Origin of the sequence: Undibacterium pigrum, from assembly GCF_003201815.1 — a bacterium.
GTDB classification, from domain to species: domain Bacteria; phylum Pseudomonadota; class Gammaproteobacteria; order Burkholderiales; family Burkholderiaceae_D; genus Undibacterium; species Undibacterium pigrum.
This window is the reverse complement of sequence record NZ_QJKB01000024.1, coordinates 14,865-32,374: the sequence shown is the minus strand read 5'-3', so window position 1 is coordinate 32,374 and position 17,510 is coordinate 14,865. Positions and strand designations below refer to the sequence as shown.

Annotated in this window: 17 protein-coding genes and 1 pseudogene; 8 read left to right on the top strand and 10 right to left on the bottom strand. The window is 50.1% G+C overall.

From position 1 onward, the window contains the following. Window positions 1-118 precede the first annotated feature (118 nt). The 5 genes from DFR42_RS28200 to DFR42_RS28180 form a co-directional block, all read right to left on the bottom strand. A complete protein-coding gene (locus tag DFR42_RS28200; RefSeq protein ID WP_110258415.1) occupies window positions 119-727 on the bottom strand; it encodes a PqiC family protein in 609 nt (202 codons plus the stop codon). Beyond that, window positions 724-2,418, bottom strand: coding sequence for a PqiB family protein (locus DFR42_RS28195; protein WP_110258414.1), 1,695 nt, complete (start codon window positions 2,416-2,418; stop codon window positions 724-726). Before DFR42_RS28195 ends, DFR42_RS28200 begins: the two co-directional genes overlap by 4 nt. Beyond that, a complete protein-coding gene (locus tag DFR42_RS28190; protein ID WP_170133730.1) occupies window positions 2,411-3,067 on the bottom strand; it encodes a paraquat-inducible protein A in 657 nt (218 codons plus the stop codon). The genes DFR42_RS28195 and DFR42_RS28190 overlap by 8 nt, the downstream gene beginning before the upstream one ends. Next, window positions 3,060-3,674, bottom strand: a complete 615-nt coding sequence (locus DFR42_RS28185) for a paraquat-inducible protein A (protein ID WP_110258412.1) — start codon at window positions 3,672-3,674, stop codon at window positions 3,060-3,062. The genes DFR42_RS28190 and DFR42_RS28185 overlap by 8 nt, the downstream gene beginning before the upstream one ends. Before the next feature lie 620 nt (window positions 3,675-4,294). Beyond that, window positions 4,295-6,022, bottom strand: coding sequence for an SH3 domain-containing protein (locus tag DFR42_RS28180; RefSeq protein WP_211324445.1), 1,728 nt, complete (start codon window positions 6,020-6,022; stop codon window positions 4,295-4,297). Window positions 6,023-6,297: 275 nt separating this feature from the next. Between DFR42_RS28180 and DFR42_RS28175 the strand changes: the two genes are divergently transcribed. Further along, a complete protein-coding gene (locus DFR42_RS28175) occupies window positions 6,298-7,005 on the top strand; it encodes an SDR family oxidoreductase (protein ID WP_110258410.1) in 708 nt (235 codons plus the stop codon). Between the two features lie 48 nt (window positions 7,006-7,053). Here the strand turns inward: DFR42_RS28175 and DFR42_RS28170 are convergent, their stop codons facing one another. Beyond that, window positions 7,054-7,770, bottom strand: coding sequence for a hypothetical protein (locus DFR42_RS28170; RefSeq protein ID WP_110258409.1), 717 nt, complete (start codon window positions 7,768-7,770; stop codon window positions 7,054-7,056). A 252-nt stretch (window positions 7,771-8,022) separates the two neighbouring features. Continuing rightward, a complete protein-coding gene (locus DFR42_RS28165) occupies window positions 8,023-10,314 on the bottom strand; it encodes a pre-peptidase C-terminal domain-containing protein (protein WP_110258408.1) in 2,292 nt (763 codons plus the stop codon). Between the two features lie 1,025 nt (window positions 10,315-11,339). Between DFR42_RS28165 and DFR42_RS28160 the strand changes: the two genes are divergently transcribed. Beyond that, window positions 11,340-11,894, top strand: coding sequence for an imm11 family protein (locus tag DFR42_RS28160; RefSeq protein WP_110258407.1), 555 nt, complete (start codon window positions 11,340-11,342; stop codon window positions 11,892-11,894). A 531-nt stretch (window positions 11,895-12,425) separates the two neighbouring features. On the opposite strand, the gene DFR42_RS28150 is transcribed toward DFR42_RS28160, so the two are convergent. Together DFR42_RS28150 and DFR42_RS28145 are read right to left on the bottom strand one after the other, a co-directional pair. Further along, window positions 12,426-12,776: a hypothetical protein gene (locus DFR42_RS28150; protein ID WP_146218999.1), complete on the bottom strand. Its 351-nt coding sequence runs from the start codon at window positions 12,774-12,776 to the stop codon at window positions 12,426-12,428. Window positions 12,777-12,910: 134 nt separating this feature from the next. After that, a complete protein-coding gene (locus DFR42_RS28145) occupies window positions 12,911-13,342 on the bottom strand; it encodes a hypothetical protein (RefSeq protein WP_211324444.1) in 432 nt (143 codons plus the stop codon). Between the two features lie 230 nt (window positions 13,343-13,572). Here DFR42_RS28145 and DFR42_RS28140 point away from each other — a divergent pair, with 230 nt between their 5' ends. From DFR42_RS28140 to DFR42_RS28120, 5 genes are all read left to right on the top strand, one after another. Continuing rightward, window positions 13,573-13,860, top strand: a complete 288-nt coding sequence (locus tag DFR42_RS28140) for a hypothetical protein (protein ID WP_110258403.1) — start codon at window positions 13,573-13,575, stop codon at window positions 13,858-13,860. A gap of 82 nt (window positions 13,861-13,942) precedes the next feature. Next, window positions 13,943-14,362: a hypothetical protein gene (locus tag DFR42_RS28135; protein ID WP_110258402.1), complete on the top strand. Its 420-nt coding sequence runs from the start codon at window positions 13,943-13,945 to the stop codon at window positions 14,360-14,362. Window positions 14,363-14,403: 41 nt separating this feature from the next. Then, window positions 14,404-14,913, top strand: a complete 510-nt coding sequence (locus tag DFR42_RS28130) for a hypothetical protein (RefSeq protein ID WP_110258401.1) — start codon at window positions 14,404-14,406, stop codon at window positions 14,911-14,913. Between the two features lie 213 nt (window positions 14,914-15,126). Then, complete coding sequence (locus DFR42_RS28125; protein WP_170133729.1) at window positions 15,127-15,591, top strand: hypothetical protein; 465 nt, start codon at window positions 15,127-15,129, stop codon at window positions 15,589-15,591. A 387-nt stretch (window positions 15,592-15,978) separates the two neighbouring features. After that, a complete protein-coding gene (locus DFR42_RS28120; protein ID WP_110258399.1) occupies window positions 15,979-16,248 on the top strand; it encodes a hypothetical protein in 270 nt (89 codons plus the stop codon). 238 nt (window positions 16,249-16,486) lie between these two features. On the opposite strand, the gene DFR42_RS28115 is transcribed toward DFR42_RS28120, so the two are convergent. Next, window positions 16,487-17,020 carry an NUDIX hydrolase gene (locus DFR42_RS28115; protein ID WP_110258398.1) on the bottom strand — a complete coding sequence of 178 codons (534 nt, stop codon included), beginning with the start codon at window positions 17,018-17,020 and terminating at the stop codon, window positions 16,487-16,489. A gap of 156 nt (window positions 17,021-17,176) precedes the next feature. Between DFR42_RS28115 and DFR42_RS28110 the strand changes: the two are divergent. Continuing rightward, window positions 17,177-17,356 (top strand): annotated as a pseudogene (locus DFR42_RS28110) (IS66 family transposase); the annotation flags it as partial. Window positions 17,357-17,510 lie beyond the last annotated feature (154 nt).

Genomic DNA, 17,510 nt, shown 5'->3' with positions numbered 1-17,510 from the left:
AGAAAGTTGATACATGTCGCTTTTGGGGTTTTGAAATCCGGAAAACCATTCGATGCTAGCTTGCATTTCGCTTGACTGGGATAACAGTATCTACGCGTTACGTGGTGACAGGTTTACTTTACTTGCGCACACCCACCACACTCACCCCTACCTGTTCCGCCAACTGCTTTGCGGCCTCTGACATTGCTGGTGCCACGGCTTCATAGCTTTGGCTGTTCAGGCGGGTGGTGAATACTTTGTGTTCGCGCTTGAGCAGTTTGCGGCTGCTGTCGAGTACTACCCAGCTGGCTTCCAGCGTGAGTTGCTCGCCGCTGTGGATGAGCAGTTGGTCGATTTGCACTTTGACCTGGTAGCGGGGCAGGCTGTTGTTGTGGGTGGTGGCTATGCTGGCGCTGATGCCGGTGTCGGATGAAAGCCAGGCGTCGGGCAGGCGGGTGCGCAGGTGGGCGGTGAGGGCCAGGGTCAGTTGTTCGTCCAGCGGGGCTATCCAGCGTTGTTCGTCCGTGATGAGGGATTCTGTGGCGGACTTCTGGATGACCAGTTGCGGGCGGTTGACGGCTTCTGGCAGTTTGATGCTGGCGACGACGAGTTCATATTGCGGCTCGGCCTGGCTGGTACTGGACAGCGGGTAGTCGAGGCGGTACAGGTGTTCTACTGGTGGCGTGGCGCAGGCGGCGAGCAAAAGACCCGCCAGGGAAATCGTCAGGACGTGTGTGCTTCGCATCATGGTTTTACCTTTTGTTTGCCAAATACCAGGGCGTCGGGATGGCGTTCGAGCAGGTCGGCCAGGTTGGCGACGGCGCGGGCAGATTTGGCGACTTGCTTCAGTGATTCACGCATGTCTTGCTGCAGCGGCGCGTCTTCGGCCAGCAGTGCGTTGGCGCTGTTGAGGGTGCCGCGTGCTTCTTTCAGCGTGGAGGTCAGCTCTGGCGTGACTTCGGCATCCAGGCGGCGCACCAGTTTTTCTGTGCTGGCGAGAGTGCTGTTGAGTTTGGAGAGGGCTTGTACCAGTTCGCCAGAGATTTTGTCGAAAGGCAGCTTGTCTATCTTCTTGGCGATGCGGCCCACGGTGTCCTGGATTTCGCCCAGGCCACCACCAACGGTAGGCAGCACGGGGTAGTCGGTGCGCCAGTCCATTTTTGCGGGGGCGGCATCGGGGAAGAAATCGAGGGCGATATAGAGCTGGCCAGTCAGCAGGTTGCCGCTGCGCAGCTGGCCGCGCAGGCCGCGTGAGATCAGGTGTTCCAGCAGTGATCGCTCTTTGGCTTCGGTATCATCATCCGGCAGGCGCGCGCCTGAACGGACGCGGGCCTTGAGCCGGTCTGGGTAGAGGCTGACTTCCACCGGGAAGCGAGGCAGGCGGCCATTCTCGGTAAATTCCACGCCCAGGGATTTGACTTCGCCGATGACGATGCCGCGCAGGTCGACAGGCGCGCCTTTGGATAAACCGCGCAGGGTTTCAGGGAAATACATGAGGAAGTTGCGCACCTTGGTATCTGGCGCGCGCATGGCGTGTTCGCGGTCTTCAAACAGGGGGAAGACGCTTCCCTCGAAGGCGGGTCTGCCACCGGGCAGGGCGTCATCATGTTCCTGGAAGGCGAGGCCGCCCTCGATCAATGAGGTAAGTGATTCTGTGGTGACGCGCAAGCCATTGGCATCGAGTTGCATGTCAACGCCGCTGGCATGCCAGAAGCGCGTGTCTTCAGTCACGTACTGGTCGTAGGGTGCGTCGATGAAGACGCGGATGGTGACGCCCTTGCCATCGCGGTCAAGCTGGAACTTGGTGACGTGCCCGGCATTGATGTGGCGGAAGAAAATCGGCGAGCCATAATTGACCGAGCCTGTCTGTGCACCGTGCAAGACAAATTCCCGCCCGGCAGAATCACGGGTGATCAGCGGTGGTTCTTCGAGGCCGGTGAAATCTGTGGTGGTGTCTTCTGAAGTACCGACATCGACACTGATGTAATTACCCGACAAGAGGGTGGACAAACCAGAGACCGAGCCGCCGGAAATGCGTGGCTTGACGATAAAGAAGCGGGTGTCGGTCGCCAGGATATCTGAGGCGCTCTTGATCAGTTGCGCGGTGATCAGCACACGCTTGCGGTCAGGCGAGAGGGCGATGGCCTTGACGTGACCAACATCGACGTCTTTATAGCGCAGCCTGGTTTTGCCTGCCTCCAGCCCCTCAGCCGACTTGAAGCTGATGGTGATGACCGGCCCCTGGCTGGTGACACTTTGCACCACCAGCCAGATACCGATGAGCGCTGCAATGACGGGCACGGCCCAGACAAAGGAGGGCAAGCGCCGCCTGGGTTTGACCTTGACGACGGGGACGACGGCATCGACAGCATCAACAGTGTCGATGGTGTCGGCTTTGTCAGCAGGTGTGCCGGGGTTTTCTGAAGTTGGATCACTCATGCGTCTTTGCTACCCAGATTAAACGTGAATCAAAGCTTTGTGCCGACAACATCGTCAGCACCACCACAGCACCAAAAGCCAGCGCGCCACCACCCGGGTGTATCGCTGCCAGGGATTTAAATTGCACCAGCGCCACCAGCACTGTCACCACATACACATCCAGCATGGACCAGCGGCCCACTGCCTCAACCATGCGGAACAGTTGTGTGCGTTGCAAAGGGTTGCGGGCAGATTTTTTCCAGCAGGTATACAGCAGCAGGCTGATGGAAAACAGTTTTAGCAAAGGCACGACAATGCTGGCAAAGAAAACCAGCAGCGCCAGCGGCCAGGAACCCGTATGCAAGAGCACCAGCACACCGCTCATGATGGTGTCGTCCTGCGTGCCAAAGATGGTATTGGTTTGCATGACGGGCAAGAGGTTGGCAGGTATGTACAGTATCATTGCCGCCACCAGATAAGCCAGTGATCTGGTCAGGCTGTCCTTGTGGCGCAAATGCAGCGAGGCACCGCAACTGGGGCAATGGGTGGCTGCCTCGTCATGCGTGCAGCACAGGGTTTCGCAAATATCGCAACTGATCAGGCCGGCAGCCGCACCAGTCTGGCCCGCCAGCCTGGCAGCAGGGATATGGCGGTATTCCAGCTCAGACATGGGGCACCCCGGTATGCGCGGGTTTGCCGCTGTTGGCATTGGCTGCGGTATTTGCAGCATTTATCCACAACCAGACATTGCGCGGCGTCAGTACAGAAGTCAGCGCTGCCGTAAAAAAGATCAGTGAAGCGCATGACCACAGGGCTGGGCCAATGACGATGTCAGCCATGTGCTGCAGCTTGACCAGGGATACCAGCAAGCCCAGCATGAAAATCTCTACCATGCTCCAGGGCCGCAGGGTTTGCAGGGCGCGCAAGGGCGCACCCAGTGCCCCGCGCGCATCGCCAAATTTGATGACACATAAGAGATACACCGCCACCGATATCTGCAAGGCAGGTGCCAGCATGGTCGTGATGATGACCAGCAGCGACAGGATATGCATGCCATCGTCCCACATCGCCAGGGCAGAATGGAACAGGGTAGTGTCGCGCGTCACCTGCTGCACCTTCAGCGACAGCAGGGGGAAACTATTGAGCAGCAACAGCAAGATCACCGAGGTCAAGGCCAGCGCCAGCGCCATGTCTATACTGGCCGCACCACTTTTGTAGAGCGTAGCCCGGCAGCGCGGGCAGCTCGCGGCTTCACCCGTCGCCAGTGGCACTTCCATGCAGATCAGATCACACTCATGGCAGACGATAAATTTGTGGGCAGACGTAATGGGTCTATCGCTTTCTGGGAAATGACAGCTAAAAACGGCGGGCAAAACCGGAAATCAAGACAAAATTGCCAGTTTGTTAGTGTAATCAATTTTTTTCATTAATCATAGAACATCGGGCAATGTGCTGTTTTATTGTGCCTGGCGGGCATTGTGACGGTGCTGGGGAGTGGTTTTTTGCACGGTCTCGCGGAGAATGTTCGCCATTTCAGAAAAACGGCACTTGCACAAATGGATCCCAGCCTGCGCTGGGGTGAGGATGCTGTGGTTACGGATCGTAAAACTCTGCGGTTTTCAATTTACTTCTATCCTTAAACTCGTCATTCCAGCGCAGGCTGGAATCCAGCGGCGTTCGTCGCATTTGCGCGGTGCTGTTGTAAGTGCGGGAGTTTGACTCAGCGGCAGGAAAGCTGGCTTATGCCATAGCGACATATCAAAGCATGCAAATCAGGTCTCCAGACTATTTACCCAAACGGCACTTGCACAAATGGATCCCAGCCTGCGCTGGGATGACGTTGCTGCGTTTGTGGATGATTAGACAGCACAGTTTTTAATCAAGCCGCAAGCCTGAATCAACACCCGCAACCATACTGAAACCTGTCGCTACCGAGTACTTTCCAGGCACCATTGATATTGGCCAGCACCAGACGGTACCAGCGGTCGTCTGTTGTTGTCGTACCGCCGAGGTGGCCGGGACCAAAGCCTTCACCTTCCCAGATGGCGATGTCGGCAATGCCGTCGCCATCGAGGTCATAGTGCAGATAAGTGCCGCGGATGAAGCCGGTTTTTTCACGGTTCAGCTTGATCGGTTTTTCGGTCACTTTGGCTATCTCGGCTGGCAGTGTTGCGGTGGTATAGAAGGCATATAAACTGCCCGGCGGATTGTTTTTCGCATTGGCGGCCATGCCTCTTCTGATAAATTCTTTGGTATCGCCTGAGGTATCAAAATAACGCCATATGGCTTTATCGGATTCACCAAGTGCAAAACCTGGCACGAAGCCAGCACACATTTCTTCTTCAACATCACGCCACAATGTTTCTTCGCCACGCATCAGGCTGGCTTTACCGGCCAGGCGGCCATCGCGAAATAATTGCACGCGCTGTACAGGGCGCACCAGTATTTGCGTGCGGCTCAACATATCGTATAACCCGGCTTGATAGCCCTCTTCAGCTTTTTTGGGAGGGCGGCGCGGTGTAGTCAACTGGCGGAAGATAATATTAAAGCGGCCACTGGCCTGTTCGGCCATTTCACCTGGTGGTGCCAGTTCTGCGTCGCTGCGAAAAAAGGATGGGCGTACTTCGGCAAATTCCAGTGCGCGCAGCAGGCGGAAGATGCGTCCCATGTCACCATCATCATTGGCGTTGCCAATATCCCACAGGCCGGTGGTTGTTCTGAGTTCTTCAGCAATACTTTCTATGCGTTGTTCGCGTTCAGATACTGCCGGTGGAACAGTCTTTTTTTCTAGTCTCAGGCGGTATGATGCCATCTTGAAATCGTGCTCTTGTGCGGCCTTGCGTTTGATCTCAGCCCAGTCGGCATAGGGTTCCGGTTTTTTACCTTTCAGGCCAAGGGCCAGATGGGCTTTCATTTTTTCCAGTGCTTCATCGCGAGGCCAGGGGCCTGCTGCACCTGGTTCCGGGCGGCGTTCCTTGAGATAATTTGCATAGGCTTCCAGTGCCTGCCAGCCAGGGTCCAGCCAGAAAGCCTTGACCGGATCATAATTTGCCGGGCGCGGCCCATCGCCATAATAAACACCTTGCACCTGTGCTACCACGATAGGTGTGCTGACCAGATACCGGCAAGCCGTATAACCACGCGTACCATCAGCAAGCTGCACTTCGCAATAGGGTTTGCCAGCCTCTTCAAGCACGAGCTTGACGACAGTATTGAGTGCCAGGCTTTTGATCACTCGCGCATCAGGCTGGGCTGCTTCGCGCAGCGTCAGGGCAGTGCCGCCTACCCAGCGCTGGGCTGCATCGACGCCAGCCTCGCCTGCTTTGGCGCGCGGGACGTACTGCGCACTCAGGTATTTGCAGGCGACATAGCCATATTGCCCTTCGCCTTCAATCAGGCAAAAACCGCCATGTTCTATCGCATCCTTGAGTATGAGAGTACTGCCGCGCCGCAATACGCCCACGACTTTCTTGTCTGTATCTGGCCCCTGGCGTACACGTACATCATCTGCAGTCACCCAGCGCGGCGGCTGTTCTGCCCTGGTTACGGTATGGAGCAGGCTGGCCACAACAAAAAAGCTGGCGGCTAAAGTGCTTGATACTGATTTTGTGCTTGATGTTGTCATGGTGGCAGGTAAAAACATGGCGGCCCCACTGCCAGCGACGGGCATGACAAGAGGGCAATGCGTGTAAAACCCGCACTTTAGCACCCTCCGATCTGGCCAGGCAAATCCTGATTTTTAAAGCTTTTTAATTCCTCTTGACATGGCTTTTATTTTTAGATGATAATCATCATATATAAAGATGACGGTTAACATCTAAATGATGGAATCACCGTTCTTTACCAGGGAAGACCAGCCATGGGGCTGGTCTGATGATGACATTTAATGAAAGAAATCATATGGAACTCAATAACACCGTCGCCTTTGTCACTGGAGCCAATCGTGGTCTGGGCCTGGCTTTTGCCACTGCCTTGCTGCAGGCAGGCGTCAAAAAAGTGTATGCGGCTGCCCGCAACCCGGCGCAAATCAGCCTGCCTGGCCTGCACCCTGTGCAACTTGATATCACCAACCATGACGAAGTACTGGCCGCGGCCAAGGCATGTGGCGATGTGAATCTGCTTATCAATAATGCGGGCATCGCCCAGCCTTCGCCCTTTCTAGCCAGCGACAGCACGGCTGCCATACGCGCCCAGTTTGAAACCAACTTCTTTGGCATGCTGGCCATGAGCCAGGCCTTTGCACCTGTCCTAAAAGCCAATGGCGGCGGCGCGCTGGTGAATATGTTGTCAGTGCTGAGCTGGATTAACCTGGCGGGCATCAATGGCTATAGCGCATCCAAGGCCGCCGCCTGGTCACTGACGAATGGCTTGCGTAATGAATTGCGTGCCCAGGGCACACTGGTGGTGGGTGTACATGCCGCCTTTATCGACACTGATATGACTCAACACGTCGCCATGCCAAAATCAACACCTCAGCAAGTCGCCAGCCAGGTGCTGGAGGCGATAGTGCAGGGGCGGGAAGAAGTGTTTGCCGACGAGATTACGCGCCAGGTCAAACAGGCGCTGTCGCTAGAAAATGCGCCGTATTTGCGTGAGGGTGGGCAATAAGCTGCTGGCGCGCATGGCAGGCAAGATCGGCCATGCGCACCATCTCCATTATCGTGGATGAAGATTTTGCGACTTCAATAAGGCCATGATGTCATCCACTTTTTCTTTGGCCTCAGCCGTTTGCGCAGCATCGGTACTGTCGTATTCATGGATGAAGATATATTGTTCGATTTTTCTGTTGACCCAGTCCATGTGCTTTAGCCCACCGGACTTGAGCCGTAAATAGATGCTGGCTGAATCTTCATACATACTTTCATCCGTCTCTTTATCGCCTTTGTGCCAGGCGACAAACACATACATTTTGTCGAAGGCGACGGTTTGCACGCGAATTTTTTCTGGCGCAAAACGATACACTTCTTCAGCGACCAGGCATTGCTGGTGAAAATCCAGTGTCAGGGTTTTGGTGCCGACAAATTTTTTTCTATTCCAGTAATCACGCAGGGGCGATTGCTTGCGTACTGACAAACGAAATGCGCAGACATAGGCAAGCAATAGTGCATAGTTTTGCCTCTCTGATGCTGAGATTGCCAGTGTATCGGCAAAAGGCAAAAACAGCAGCATGAAAACGGGAAAAAAAAGCAGCCACCATATCAGCGGTGCCCAGAAAAACATGATCATCAAGACCTTCCACAACGGTTCTTCATGGGTCAGCACTTTGAGCATCACCAGATTGTGCTTTGCTTTTAGCGCATAACGCAATTCCGCTTCTGACTGGCCATAGCCTATGCCACGTTCAAAGACTTCATTGAGTGAATAATTCCACATTCCTGTTCCGGCTTTTCATTCTGTATCAGGATGGCATTATAAGCTGCCTCGCCATATGGGCCTGTTATTGTGATGCGATCGGCAGTAGGCAAACAGATCTTGCGCAGGCTGTAGTCCACCGCATGAACCAGCAGCGGTCAACGAAAACACAGCATTTTTTTCATCAACATTCCGCAAAAAATAAGGCCCCGGGTTTTACCCCGGGGCCTTAATGCCCTTACTTTTAAATCAAAACAAAATTAGCAAATGAACTTAGTCCGTCGCCAGCAAAGTCACACCACTGATGGCGCTGTATGCCTTCAACAGCACATAGTAAGTACCACCAGCTGGTGAGTTAATCGTGATGCTTTCATTGTTGCTGGCACCATTGGATTTTTGCAGGTAAGACGTGGTGGTTGGTGCAGAACCCAGTTTTACATACAAATCAGCATCGCCAGTGCCGCCGCTGGTTTTGAATGTGACCGATGGACGGCCAGCAGGCACCACGAAAGTGTAGACCGATGATGCGCCAGATGCCAGGCTGATGCCGGATACTGGTACGCCATTGTTCAACACATTACCAGGTGTACCCGACTGATAACTGGCAACCAGGCTGATGCCACTGGATGCCGTGTAACCATTCAGCAAGACATAGTAAGTGCCTGCTACCGGAGACGCCACAGTGATGGTTTCAGTACTGGTAGAGCCATCTGATTTTTGCAGGTAGGTCGTGGTAGTTGGTGCTGCACCCACTTGTACATACAGATCCGCATCACCTGAACCGCCCGTGGTCTTGAACGTCAGGTTAGTCGCACCGGCAGGTACAGTAAAGGTGTAGACCAGGTTGGCACCTGTTGCCAGGTTGATGCCGCTGACAGGTACATCCTTGACCAGCACATTTGGTGGCGGTGGTGTCGAGCCCATGGCGGCAGCAAAGTTTGCCATGTTCAGGCTACCAAAACCACTGGCATAATCCCAACCTGCCTTGGCGGTATAACCACCATTGCTGCCAGTGGTGACGTCGTGGAACATGCCCGGTGTGCTTGCTGCTTTTTGATAAATTGCAGCAGCAGGGAAGGGCAGGCTGTTATTGTTCATCGACTGTACACGCGCCCAAAAGCCGGTGAAGATAGGTGCAGCCAGGCTGGTACCACCTATCTGCTGGTTGGCACCATTGACGATCACCAAAGCACCGCTGGCAGGGTCAGCATTGAACGAGATATCTGGCGTGCCGCGCTTGTTGGAAGAGCCCAAAACGCCGGAACTGATTTGCCAGCTTGGTGCTGCCTCTGTCAGGGATGGCCCGCCACCAGCGCCACCGTTGACATTGGCCTGGCAACTGGACGCCGTGGTGCAAGACCACACAGATTCAGAAACCCAGGTTGTGCCAGAGGTGTTGAGCAAAGTACCGCCCACCGAGATCACATAAGGTGAAGCCGATGGATAGCTTTGTGAAGTGCCAGGGCCGCCGCATTCATAGGCACCAGAGTCACCGGACGAGACTGCAAAAGTCTGGCCCTGTGCCACCGCTGTCTGGAATATCTGGTCATTACTGGCCGTGATACCGCCATTGAACGCATCGTTTTCACACATGCCCAAAGACACATTGATAACCTTGGCCACGTTGTCTGTGACAGCGCGGTTGTAGGCAGCAGTAATGTCCGTCAGGTTCAGCGTGTTGGCTGTGTACAGCACCATCTTTTTGATCGTGCCGCCTGCAGTTGCCAGCGCATCCTGCGTATCCATATTCCATTCACCAACGCCAGACGTATCCGTGCTGGGCGAACCTATCGTCACGGTTTCCACATTCACCGGTGGGTAGCCCGCCTTGTTGGTGAAGGTGTTCAAGTCCTTGATGGTTTGCGTCATGCTGCCTTGCGTGATGATGCCGATGGTGGCATTCACTGCACTTGGCAAGCCGCTGGCGTTATAGATGGCAGAGAACTCGGTAGGATTATGCCCGCCGACAGCCAGGGTATTGGCATTTGGCCTCACCAGGTTGGTGCGATAAGTATGCACATTTTGCAGACCATGGATAGACAAGACGATGTCTGACAATGATTGCGGCACCTGCGCATCCGTCGTATTGGCATGCACGGTGCGGCCATCGACATTAAAGGTTTGCAGCTCGGTATTGAAAGCTGTTTTCACCGTCGCTGCTGCACCATCTGCCGTAACCAGCATGCGGTTATCTGACACCGTGATGTTGACGAAGCCACTGGCCTTCAGGTAATTCACCACTGCCTGCACCTGGGCTGTTGTTGGTGCAAAGCGCGTCAAAAATTCTGCGCTGGAAATCGACTTCACGTTCTTGCCGTTCAAAATGCCTGTTGTGATGGCATCCAGCTCAGCTTTATTGCGCAACTTCAGTGCTACCGAAATCTGCGTCGGTGCACCCGCCTGCATCAGCGATGCCACTGAGGATTTCGACGCTACCGTCGCTGGCAGTCTGGTGGCCTTGGTAGCAGTCGGCGCCCATTGCTCGGCTGCCTGCGCGGTGCCAAACATCATGGCCAAAGCCATAGAGACACCTGTTGCTAGTTGTAGATGACTACTGATACGCATTACTTCTCTCCTTGTTTTTTTGATACGAAGTATGTGACCGGTGCGTGTTGGCGACGCCGGTCCAGCTAGTTACTCATCCCTGTTCTTCCCAAAATAGGGATGGATGCACAGACAAAAGCGGTGTATCCGCACCGCTTTTACCCTACATGCCAGGAAATCCAGACAGGCTGCGCGAGGCCCACCCTTCATTCCGCATTGCCATGCAAGCAATTGATCAGATTTCTCACACTGCAATTCTTTCAGGCAATAGTAAGACCACTTGCAATGGGCACACGCCTTGCAAGGTCATTTTTATTGCTGGAATTTATTTCAACGGCAAAAAAAATTTAATACCAGTTTGCCGTTTTGCAACGAATGCCGATTATTGACATTCTTTAACAATATGTCAAAAGCAATACATGTGTATGTATATACAAATATTTTCTATTCAGACCCTTGATATTTTTGAAAATTTATTTTCATAGAGGAAAAGATATACTTTCATTACTGAAAATATATGAATGAAGGCAGGAAAAACGGTTGTGAAATTGCAACAATATCGCCCCGAAAATACAAAACAAGGACAATTTTCTATGCCGATTTGTGCATTTTTTAAGCAGTTAAAGCACAAAAAAAGCCTGTCGTGATACAGCTTTTTTGCAGAAGCTTTCAAGGGTGAATCACATTAGGGCGGAAATGCGGGGTTTAGAATTAATGTACTAAATTGTTGGGTTTGATTTGAGGTGGACACTGATTTGATCTCGGGAATATGAACGGGGTTTGCGGGTAGTTTGATGTTTTTTTTGAGGGCATTGCCCAAGCAAATCGATGCACTTGATCGTGATCTGCAATCGACAGCAGAGAGTAGGGTGGGTTACAACCCACCATAAGGCAGGTGAAAAATGCGGCAATTGAATTATCATGCAGCAGACGTAACCGAAGTACGATTAGCAGCGCGTAATCGCCCGCTTGGTTAGAAATGTGTGAGTGTCATCCTTCGAGCCGACTCGGCACTATTGACCCGAACTGGAAATCAGGAAATTGGAATGGCATATAAAATTTGGACAAACAAAGTTGACAATGATTACGATTTTACTGAAGCGAAGGTTCGTGATTTAGAGCCGCTAATGGGCCTTAATTTGACAGGGGGTGTCTCGTTATCAGAAAAATGGCCAAAAATTACAATGGATGTGATTTCAGATTACGAACCCGCCGATAGTTTTTTATGTGGACCAATGTTGATTGTTAGTAAAAAACTGTCAAGCGTCCTTTTCGAGTTCGCTTTGAAGGACGAAATTGAGTATCTTCCAGTGGACGTGGCTTTTAATGGAAAACTTCAACGCGAATATGGATTTCTTAACGTGCTATTGTTTTGTGACGCATTAGATAGAAATAAGTCAAAATTCACCGAATTGAATGGCAACATTGACTCCATTGATCGTATTTGTTTAGATGAATCTTTGGCTAAAAACAAGCTAATATTCTTTTTGGACGCTATAGAGTGGGTGATCTGCGTGAATGAATTACTGGTTGAGTGCATAGAAAATGGGGCGTTTTCTGGCGTAGCATTAAAATCACCCAGTGAATGGCGACCTTTTTAGTTGTAGCCCGCTTAAGGGCGGTTAGCGGCCGTAATCGCACGTAGGGTTGAAAGCGTTTGAATGTCAGGCTTGACCCTGCGACTTGACCCAATACTTAACGGAAATCTACGGAGACTTCAATTGGCAAATGGTTTGACCAGGCTGCAGGCGCGAGAAGCGATACGAGATACTTGTGGTGAAGGCTGGTTGCCCTTAGTCGACGAAGTCTTCGAAAATTTACCTCCACATATATCGATAACGTGTGCGTTCCAAAAATGGGGAGCATTAAGATTTGATCTTGATCCACGCAACGACACGGCGTTTACCGACTACTTAGACGAGGTGGCCGAGCGAAGTCTGGAAATCTGTGAGGCGTGTGGCGCACCTGGACTTGAAATGATCATTGATAGCTGGGTTGTCACACGATGCGACTTGCATTCTGCAGGATGGGTATGGCGAAGCGACCAGCCTGACTCCGAAGCCCAGGCAGTGGCGATAAGTGGTGCCCAGGTCGGAAATGTATGAATGTCAGGCCTGACCCCATGCCCACTCTTAAATATGGCGCCTCCGAAAACGCCAGCGCCACCATGCATAACGTGCCAACTTGCCGAGTCCAATTGCTGAGATATAAAACAAAAAAAATAGTTGGTTTTCCGTTCCCCTTAAAGGCAACAGGTCAAAAAAATTCAAAGTAAGTATTGGAGGCAAAAAGAATAGCGCTAATGCCAGTGGAAAGTCTATGAGTATAGCTTCGGCAAGAATGGCAAGTGTTGAGCCGCCACTGAAGAAATATCGTTTACCACTTATCCATCTTGCCTTTTCTTCCCAACGCGTTCGCAGGACTGAGCCAACTGCCAGCCCAAGTAGAAAGGCGATAATAATTTGTTGAAACAAAGAGGGCATAAAAAATTGTACCTTATGAGACGAAAGGGCGGCCGAAAATAGCTGGCTATAGAAGCTAAGAATCACCCGACAAGTTCAAAATGTATGAATGTGACACCTGAACCTGCTCCCCGGCCTGCCCCTCGCCATGTACGCTATCTTCCAATCGTGTCTTCCTCGTCATCGTCCCAGAACTTCCCAGGAGTAGCATATTCGCCATTTAGCAATATTTGGCACCATCCAAACCTTGTATTAAAAAAGGCCAGGTCGTGAATTTTGTACAAATTAGTACCGACCTCTTCAATAGAAATCATGCCGTTAGCAGCATGCGTATAATCGCCCCCGCCGCCTGCTACAGCTCTTTCTTCAAGCAGCTTTCTGTCCCATTCCAGCACGAAACCACGCGCCTCCGGTAAAGGGTTTTGAAATAGAATTTCAAATTCCCTGGCAATGCGGCAATAGCAAGGTATATTTTTTTGCCGCACCAATTCTTCGGTCACAAGATTTTTAGGCATTTCAATTTTTAGATGCATATATCTCCCCCTAAGCGAGCTTAGGTACGATTCGCGCAGCGTAATCGTACGCATGATTTACTTCGAGATCATAGATATTGCACGCAGTGGGTGACGTGAAATTTCTTCTTGAAAGTAAAGCTATCTTCATTTTAAATGAAAATTTCAAGATTCAAAGCGCCGAAAGACATTGTTGATTTCCGCATTGAATTTGTATACGGAAATTTTCAGGCATTGCGCAAAATGGTGAGATTGCATGCGCACGATACGCCATGCTAATCTTAACTCCGAGCCGGAGATGAAAAATGAGAATGATAAAATTAATGCCTGATTATCACTGCTTCCCCTTGTGGGAGGCTTCACCTGGACAGGTTGGGAATATTGATCCCAGCAGTCTTCCTATTTCAGACGAGTTAAAAAGCCTGCTTTCATTATGGGCGCGTGAATATACGCAAACATTAAATAATGAAGACCCGTTAAATTCCGGTTTTGAAAATACAGATCGCGAGCAGGATTTCATAGCGACTGGTGAAAAACTTGCTGTGAGATTGCAGATGGAACTTGGAGAGGGTTTTATGATATCTGTAAAATAGTTCGCGCAGATATGATGAAGCGATTGCTAATCGCTCCTGCGAACTGCGATTCTGACGGTGCTTATTTTGAAAAAAATGGACGATGAAAATTTCGGGAATAATTGAATCAATTTCATTTGATGGATATGACAGACCCATAGGCATCAAGACAGAAAATAAGACGGTATGGTGTAGTGGATTGCAATGCAATGAATATATAGATCATGGCGGGTATTCAAAGCATCTGGCAGTGAATGACCATGTATCGCTGACAGCTTCACTAAAGTTGATATCGAAATTTGAAATTGTTTCTGGGGCTGCTTTCCCTGGTGTTGTCCAAGCTAAAAATTCGTCACCGCACACAATAGTTACAGGCCATCTGATAGAAAAAAACGGCACAGATGAGTATCTGTTGTCGATCGGAGATGGTGAAGTAATCATTCTCGAATTTGAGATGTCTGTTGATCTGACTATCGCTGACTATATCCGAGTTCAAGGCGAGTTGGTTGTGGAGTTGGAGTAATATAGGCAATAATACCTGGCTGTACTCTGCTTCCTTAAAAAATGAAATCAACCCTTATCTTCGATATTACACAAGCAGGATATAAGTCTTATTTTTTTCCGGCTCAAGGACTTATTTTTGTCGTAATTGGTGCTGGCATGATCTATTTTCATTTGATGAGAAAGCGTAAAAAAGATCTTGACTCGCAACAAAAGAAATCGCGGCCAGGTCCCTGGTTTTTGTTTGCGTATTTTGGATTTGCCTGTCTATGGACAGTTTTTTCCTTCAAGAGCACATATACCGATTATAGCGACTTGCGTTCTGCCTTTGAACAGGGGCAATGCAAACTGGTAGAGGGCAAGGTTAAAAATTTCCTGACTGGCGTAAAAGAAAAAGGTAGAGCAGAAGAATCATTTGATATTGACGATGCTCATTTTTCTTACTCGCACAGGGTGGTCACCGCAGGCTTTAATACACCTGTTGCGGATGGCGGACCTATGAAAGAAGGACTGCATGTGCGAGTGCATCACTGCGGGCGCCAGATTGCGCGACTGGAGATAGTCGGAGAATAGATCGAGTAGTTCGTGTAGGTACGATTCGCGCAGCGCAATCGTACGCATGCTTTACTTCGTACCAATGATATTACGCTCAGTGAGTGACGTGAAGTTTTTTCCTAAAAATAAAACTGTCGTGTCAGAGTTTTTGTCACCGCGATGTAAAATTCGGCGAGAGATATTGGTAGATTTGGAATCTGGAATTTTTTGGTCAAAACGGAAAAAATGACGATGCAGAAAAAATGGAAGTCGCGCTTGTTTTTTGCGATGGCGATAATTGGGGGTGTTATTTATCACGATTATTTGTCTCCGGATCCTGGGTATTGCTGGAGTAAAAATACTCGATTGTCCGATCAGGAATTAATAGAAATTGTCGTGCAAGATGAAATTAAAGAGGGGCGGTTGAAGGTCGATGAAAGCAATCCTTCTGCGAAACACTACATTGCAACTCATCCCAAATGTTGTGAAGTAACCAGGAATAGCAGGACAACTCTATATGAGAAATTTAAGCGAAACTCAAATGGAATAATAGAGACCGATTTTTCGGTACATTTTGTTTTTGAAGCGAATGAGTACCATCCAAAAACGAAACAGCCTTTTTTTCATAAATTTATTGGTGAGGATGTCGACATCGATGCATGTGGGAAAATTGTGAAGAAATGGGTGATGGACCGGCGTAGTCTGGAAGCTGAATAAATAGAAAAATAAGGATGACTTATAGCTCGCGTAGGTGCGATTAGCGCAGCGCAATCGCACGCATGATTTACTTCGAGATCATTGATATCGCACGCAGTGAGGCGCGTGAAATTTTTCTTGAAAGTAAAGCTGCCCTCATTTCAGATAGCAGTTCAAAGATTCAAAGCGTCGAAAGGCATTGCTGATTTCAGCATTGAATTTGTATCTGGAAATTTCCAGGCATTGCACAAGATGGTAAGATTGGATGCGTGCGAATGCGCTGCGCTAATCGCACCTGCGAGCTGAAGTATTTGCACAAGCCTGGCATTTGTACCAAAATGAGAATACGCGAATTGTGATGGAAATAGAATTTCCTCATGCCCTCGCATACTTGAACGAGGTGAGAACATGACAAAGAGTCTTCAACAACGGTTCACCGACCGGCAAAATCTGATACTCAGCAACTCGCCGACAGTTTCAGCAAAAGATTTATATCCCGATGGCGAAATAGTGACGCCTATGCAGCCAAAAGCACAGGAACAACTGGCAAAAATCAATATGCTGACCGTCGACCAGGTCAGGCAGATGATGGCGCTGCCGAAGGAACAAAGGAAGGCTTTCATGGACGACATCGTGGCCGGAATCCAGAAAAACTCTACTCAAAATCAGCTCGCGTAGATACGATTAGCATCGCGTAATCGTACGCATGAGATACTTCTATATACTAGATTTTACACGCAAGGTGCGATGTGAAATGTCTCGTTAAGAATAAGCTGCCCACATTTCAATTGCAAATTTCAAGTGTCAACGCTGAAGAGCAATGTTGATGCTTGTATTGAGTTTGTGCACCGAAATTCTCAGGCATTGCACTAAATGGTGAGATTGCATGCGTACGATTACGCGATGCTAATCGTATCTACGAGCTAGCTAACTTAGCAATGAAGCGTTTCATATGCGGGTCTGTGCGTTCAAACGGAACTTCTTTGAACGAAAACCAGCGTACATCCACAAATTCGCTTTCGTCAAATTGGAAACTCTGGTGGCGGCTGGCGCGTACTACGTACCATAGCGAAACATCCGTATGTCCTGCTGTAAGCCCGACAGTCGTCGTGATGGTCACGAACAGGGGCGCGTCGATTGGATGCAATGCTGCAAAACCGAGTTCCTCTTGCAATTCACGTTCCACAGTAACGCGCGGGTGTTCGCCTGGTTCAACATGCCCACCTGGCGGTAACCATAACTGGGCATTCCTGTGATCGACCAGGAGGACATGCCCTTCATCTACAACGACAAAATATGACACGAGGTGCATAGGTGGCGTGGCTGGCTTCGCGATGCGACACAACTCAAGCCCGGAGTCTATCCATGCAAGGCAGCGTGAAATATCTTCGCCCTCCATCGCATCGAAGGGAGTGATAGAAATAACTTCATCTCGGATTTGCTTGCGCATAGTTTTTGTGCTTGGTAGTGCTTTGCAATGAGTGGTGTGAGCGGCAGAGTATCATGCAGCTCGCGTAGGTAGCTCATGTAGATACGATTAGCATCGCGTAATCGTACGCATGAGACATTTCGGTATGCTGGATTTTACACGCAAGGAGCGATGTGAAATGGCTTCCTGCCCGGCAGTCCCTTCCTGGGCGCACTGGCTTATATCCGTGAACGCCGGCTTGGTTTGTCGGTGTATCTGGATGATGCCGACGTGGCTATCTACAAGAATCACCTTGAACGTGCGCTAAGTGTTAATCCCATGGGAAAGAAGAGCTGGCTTTTTTGTTGGACAGAGCTTACCGACATTTTGGTGGATTCTTATCTGATTTTGAAATCATTGCTCTTTTCGGATGTTTTGATGTTTTAAAATCATGTATTATTCTGCAAAGATTCCAATTTGTTAATTTGTGCGAACTCTTAGCTCCTTTCAAATTGACTTTGATCACACGGAA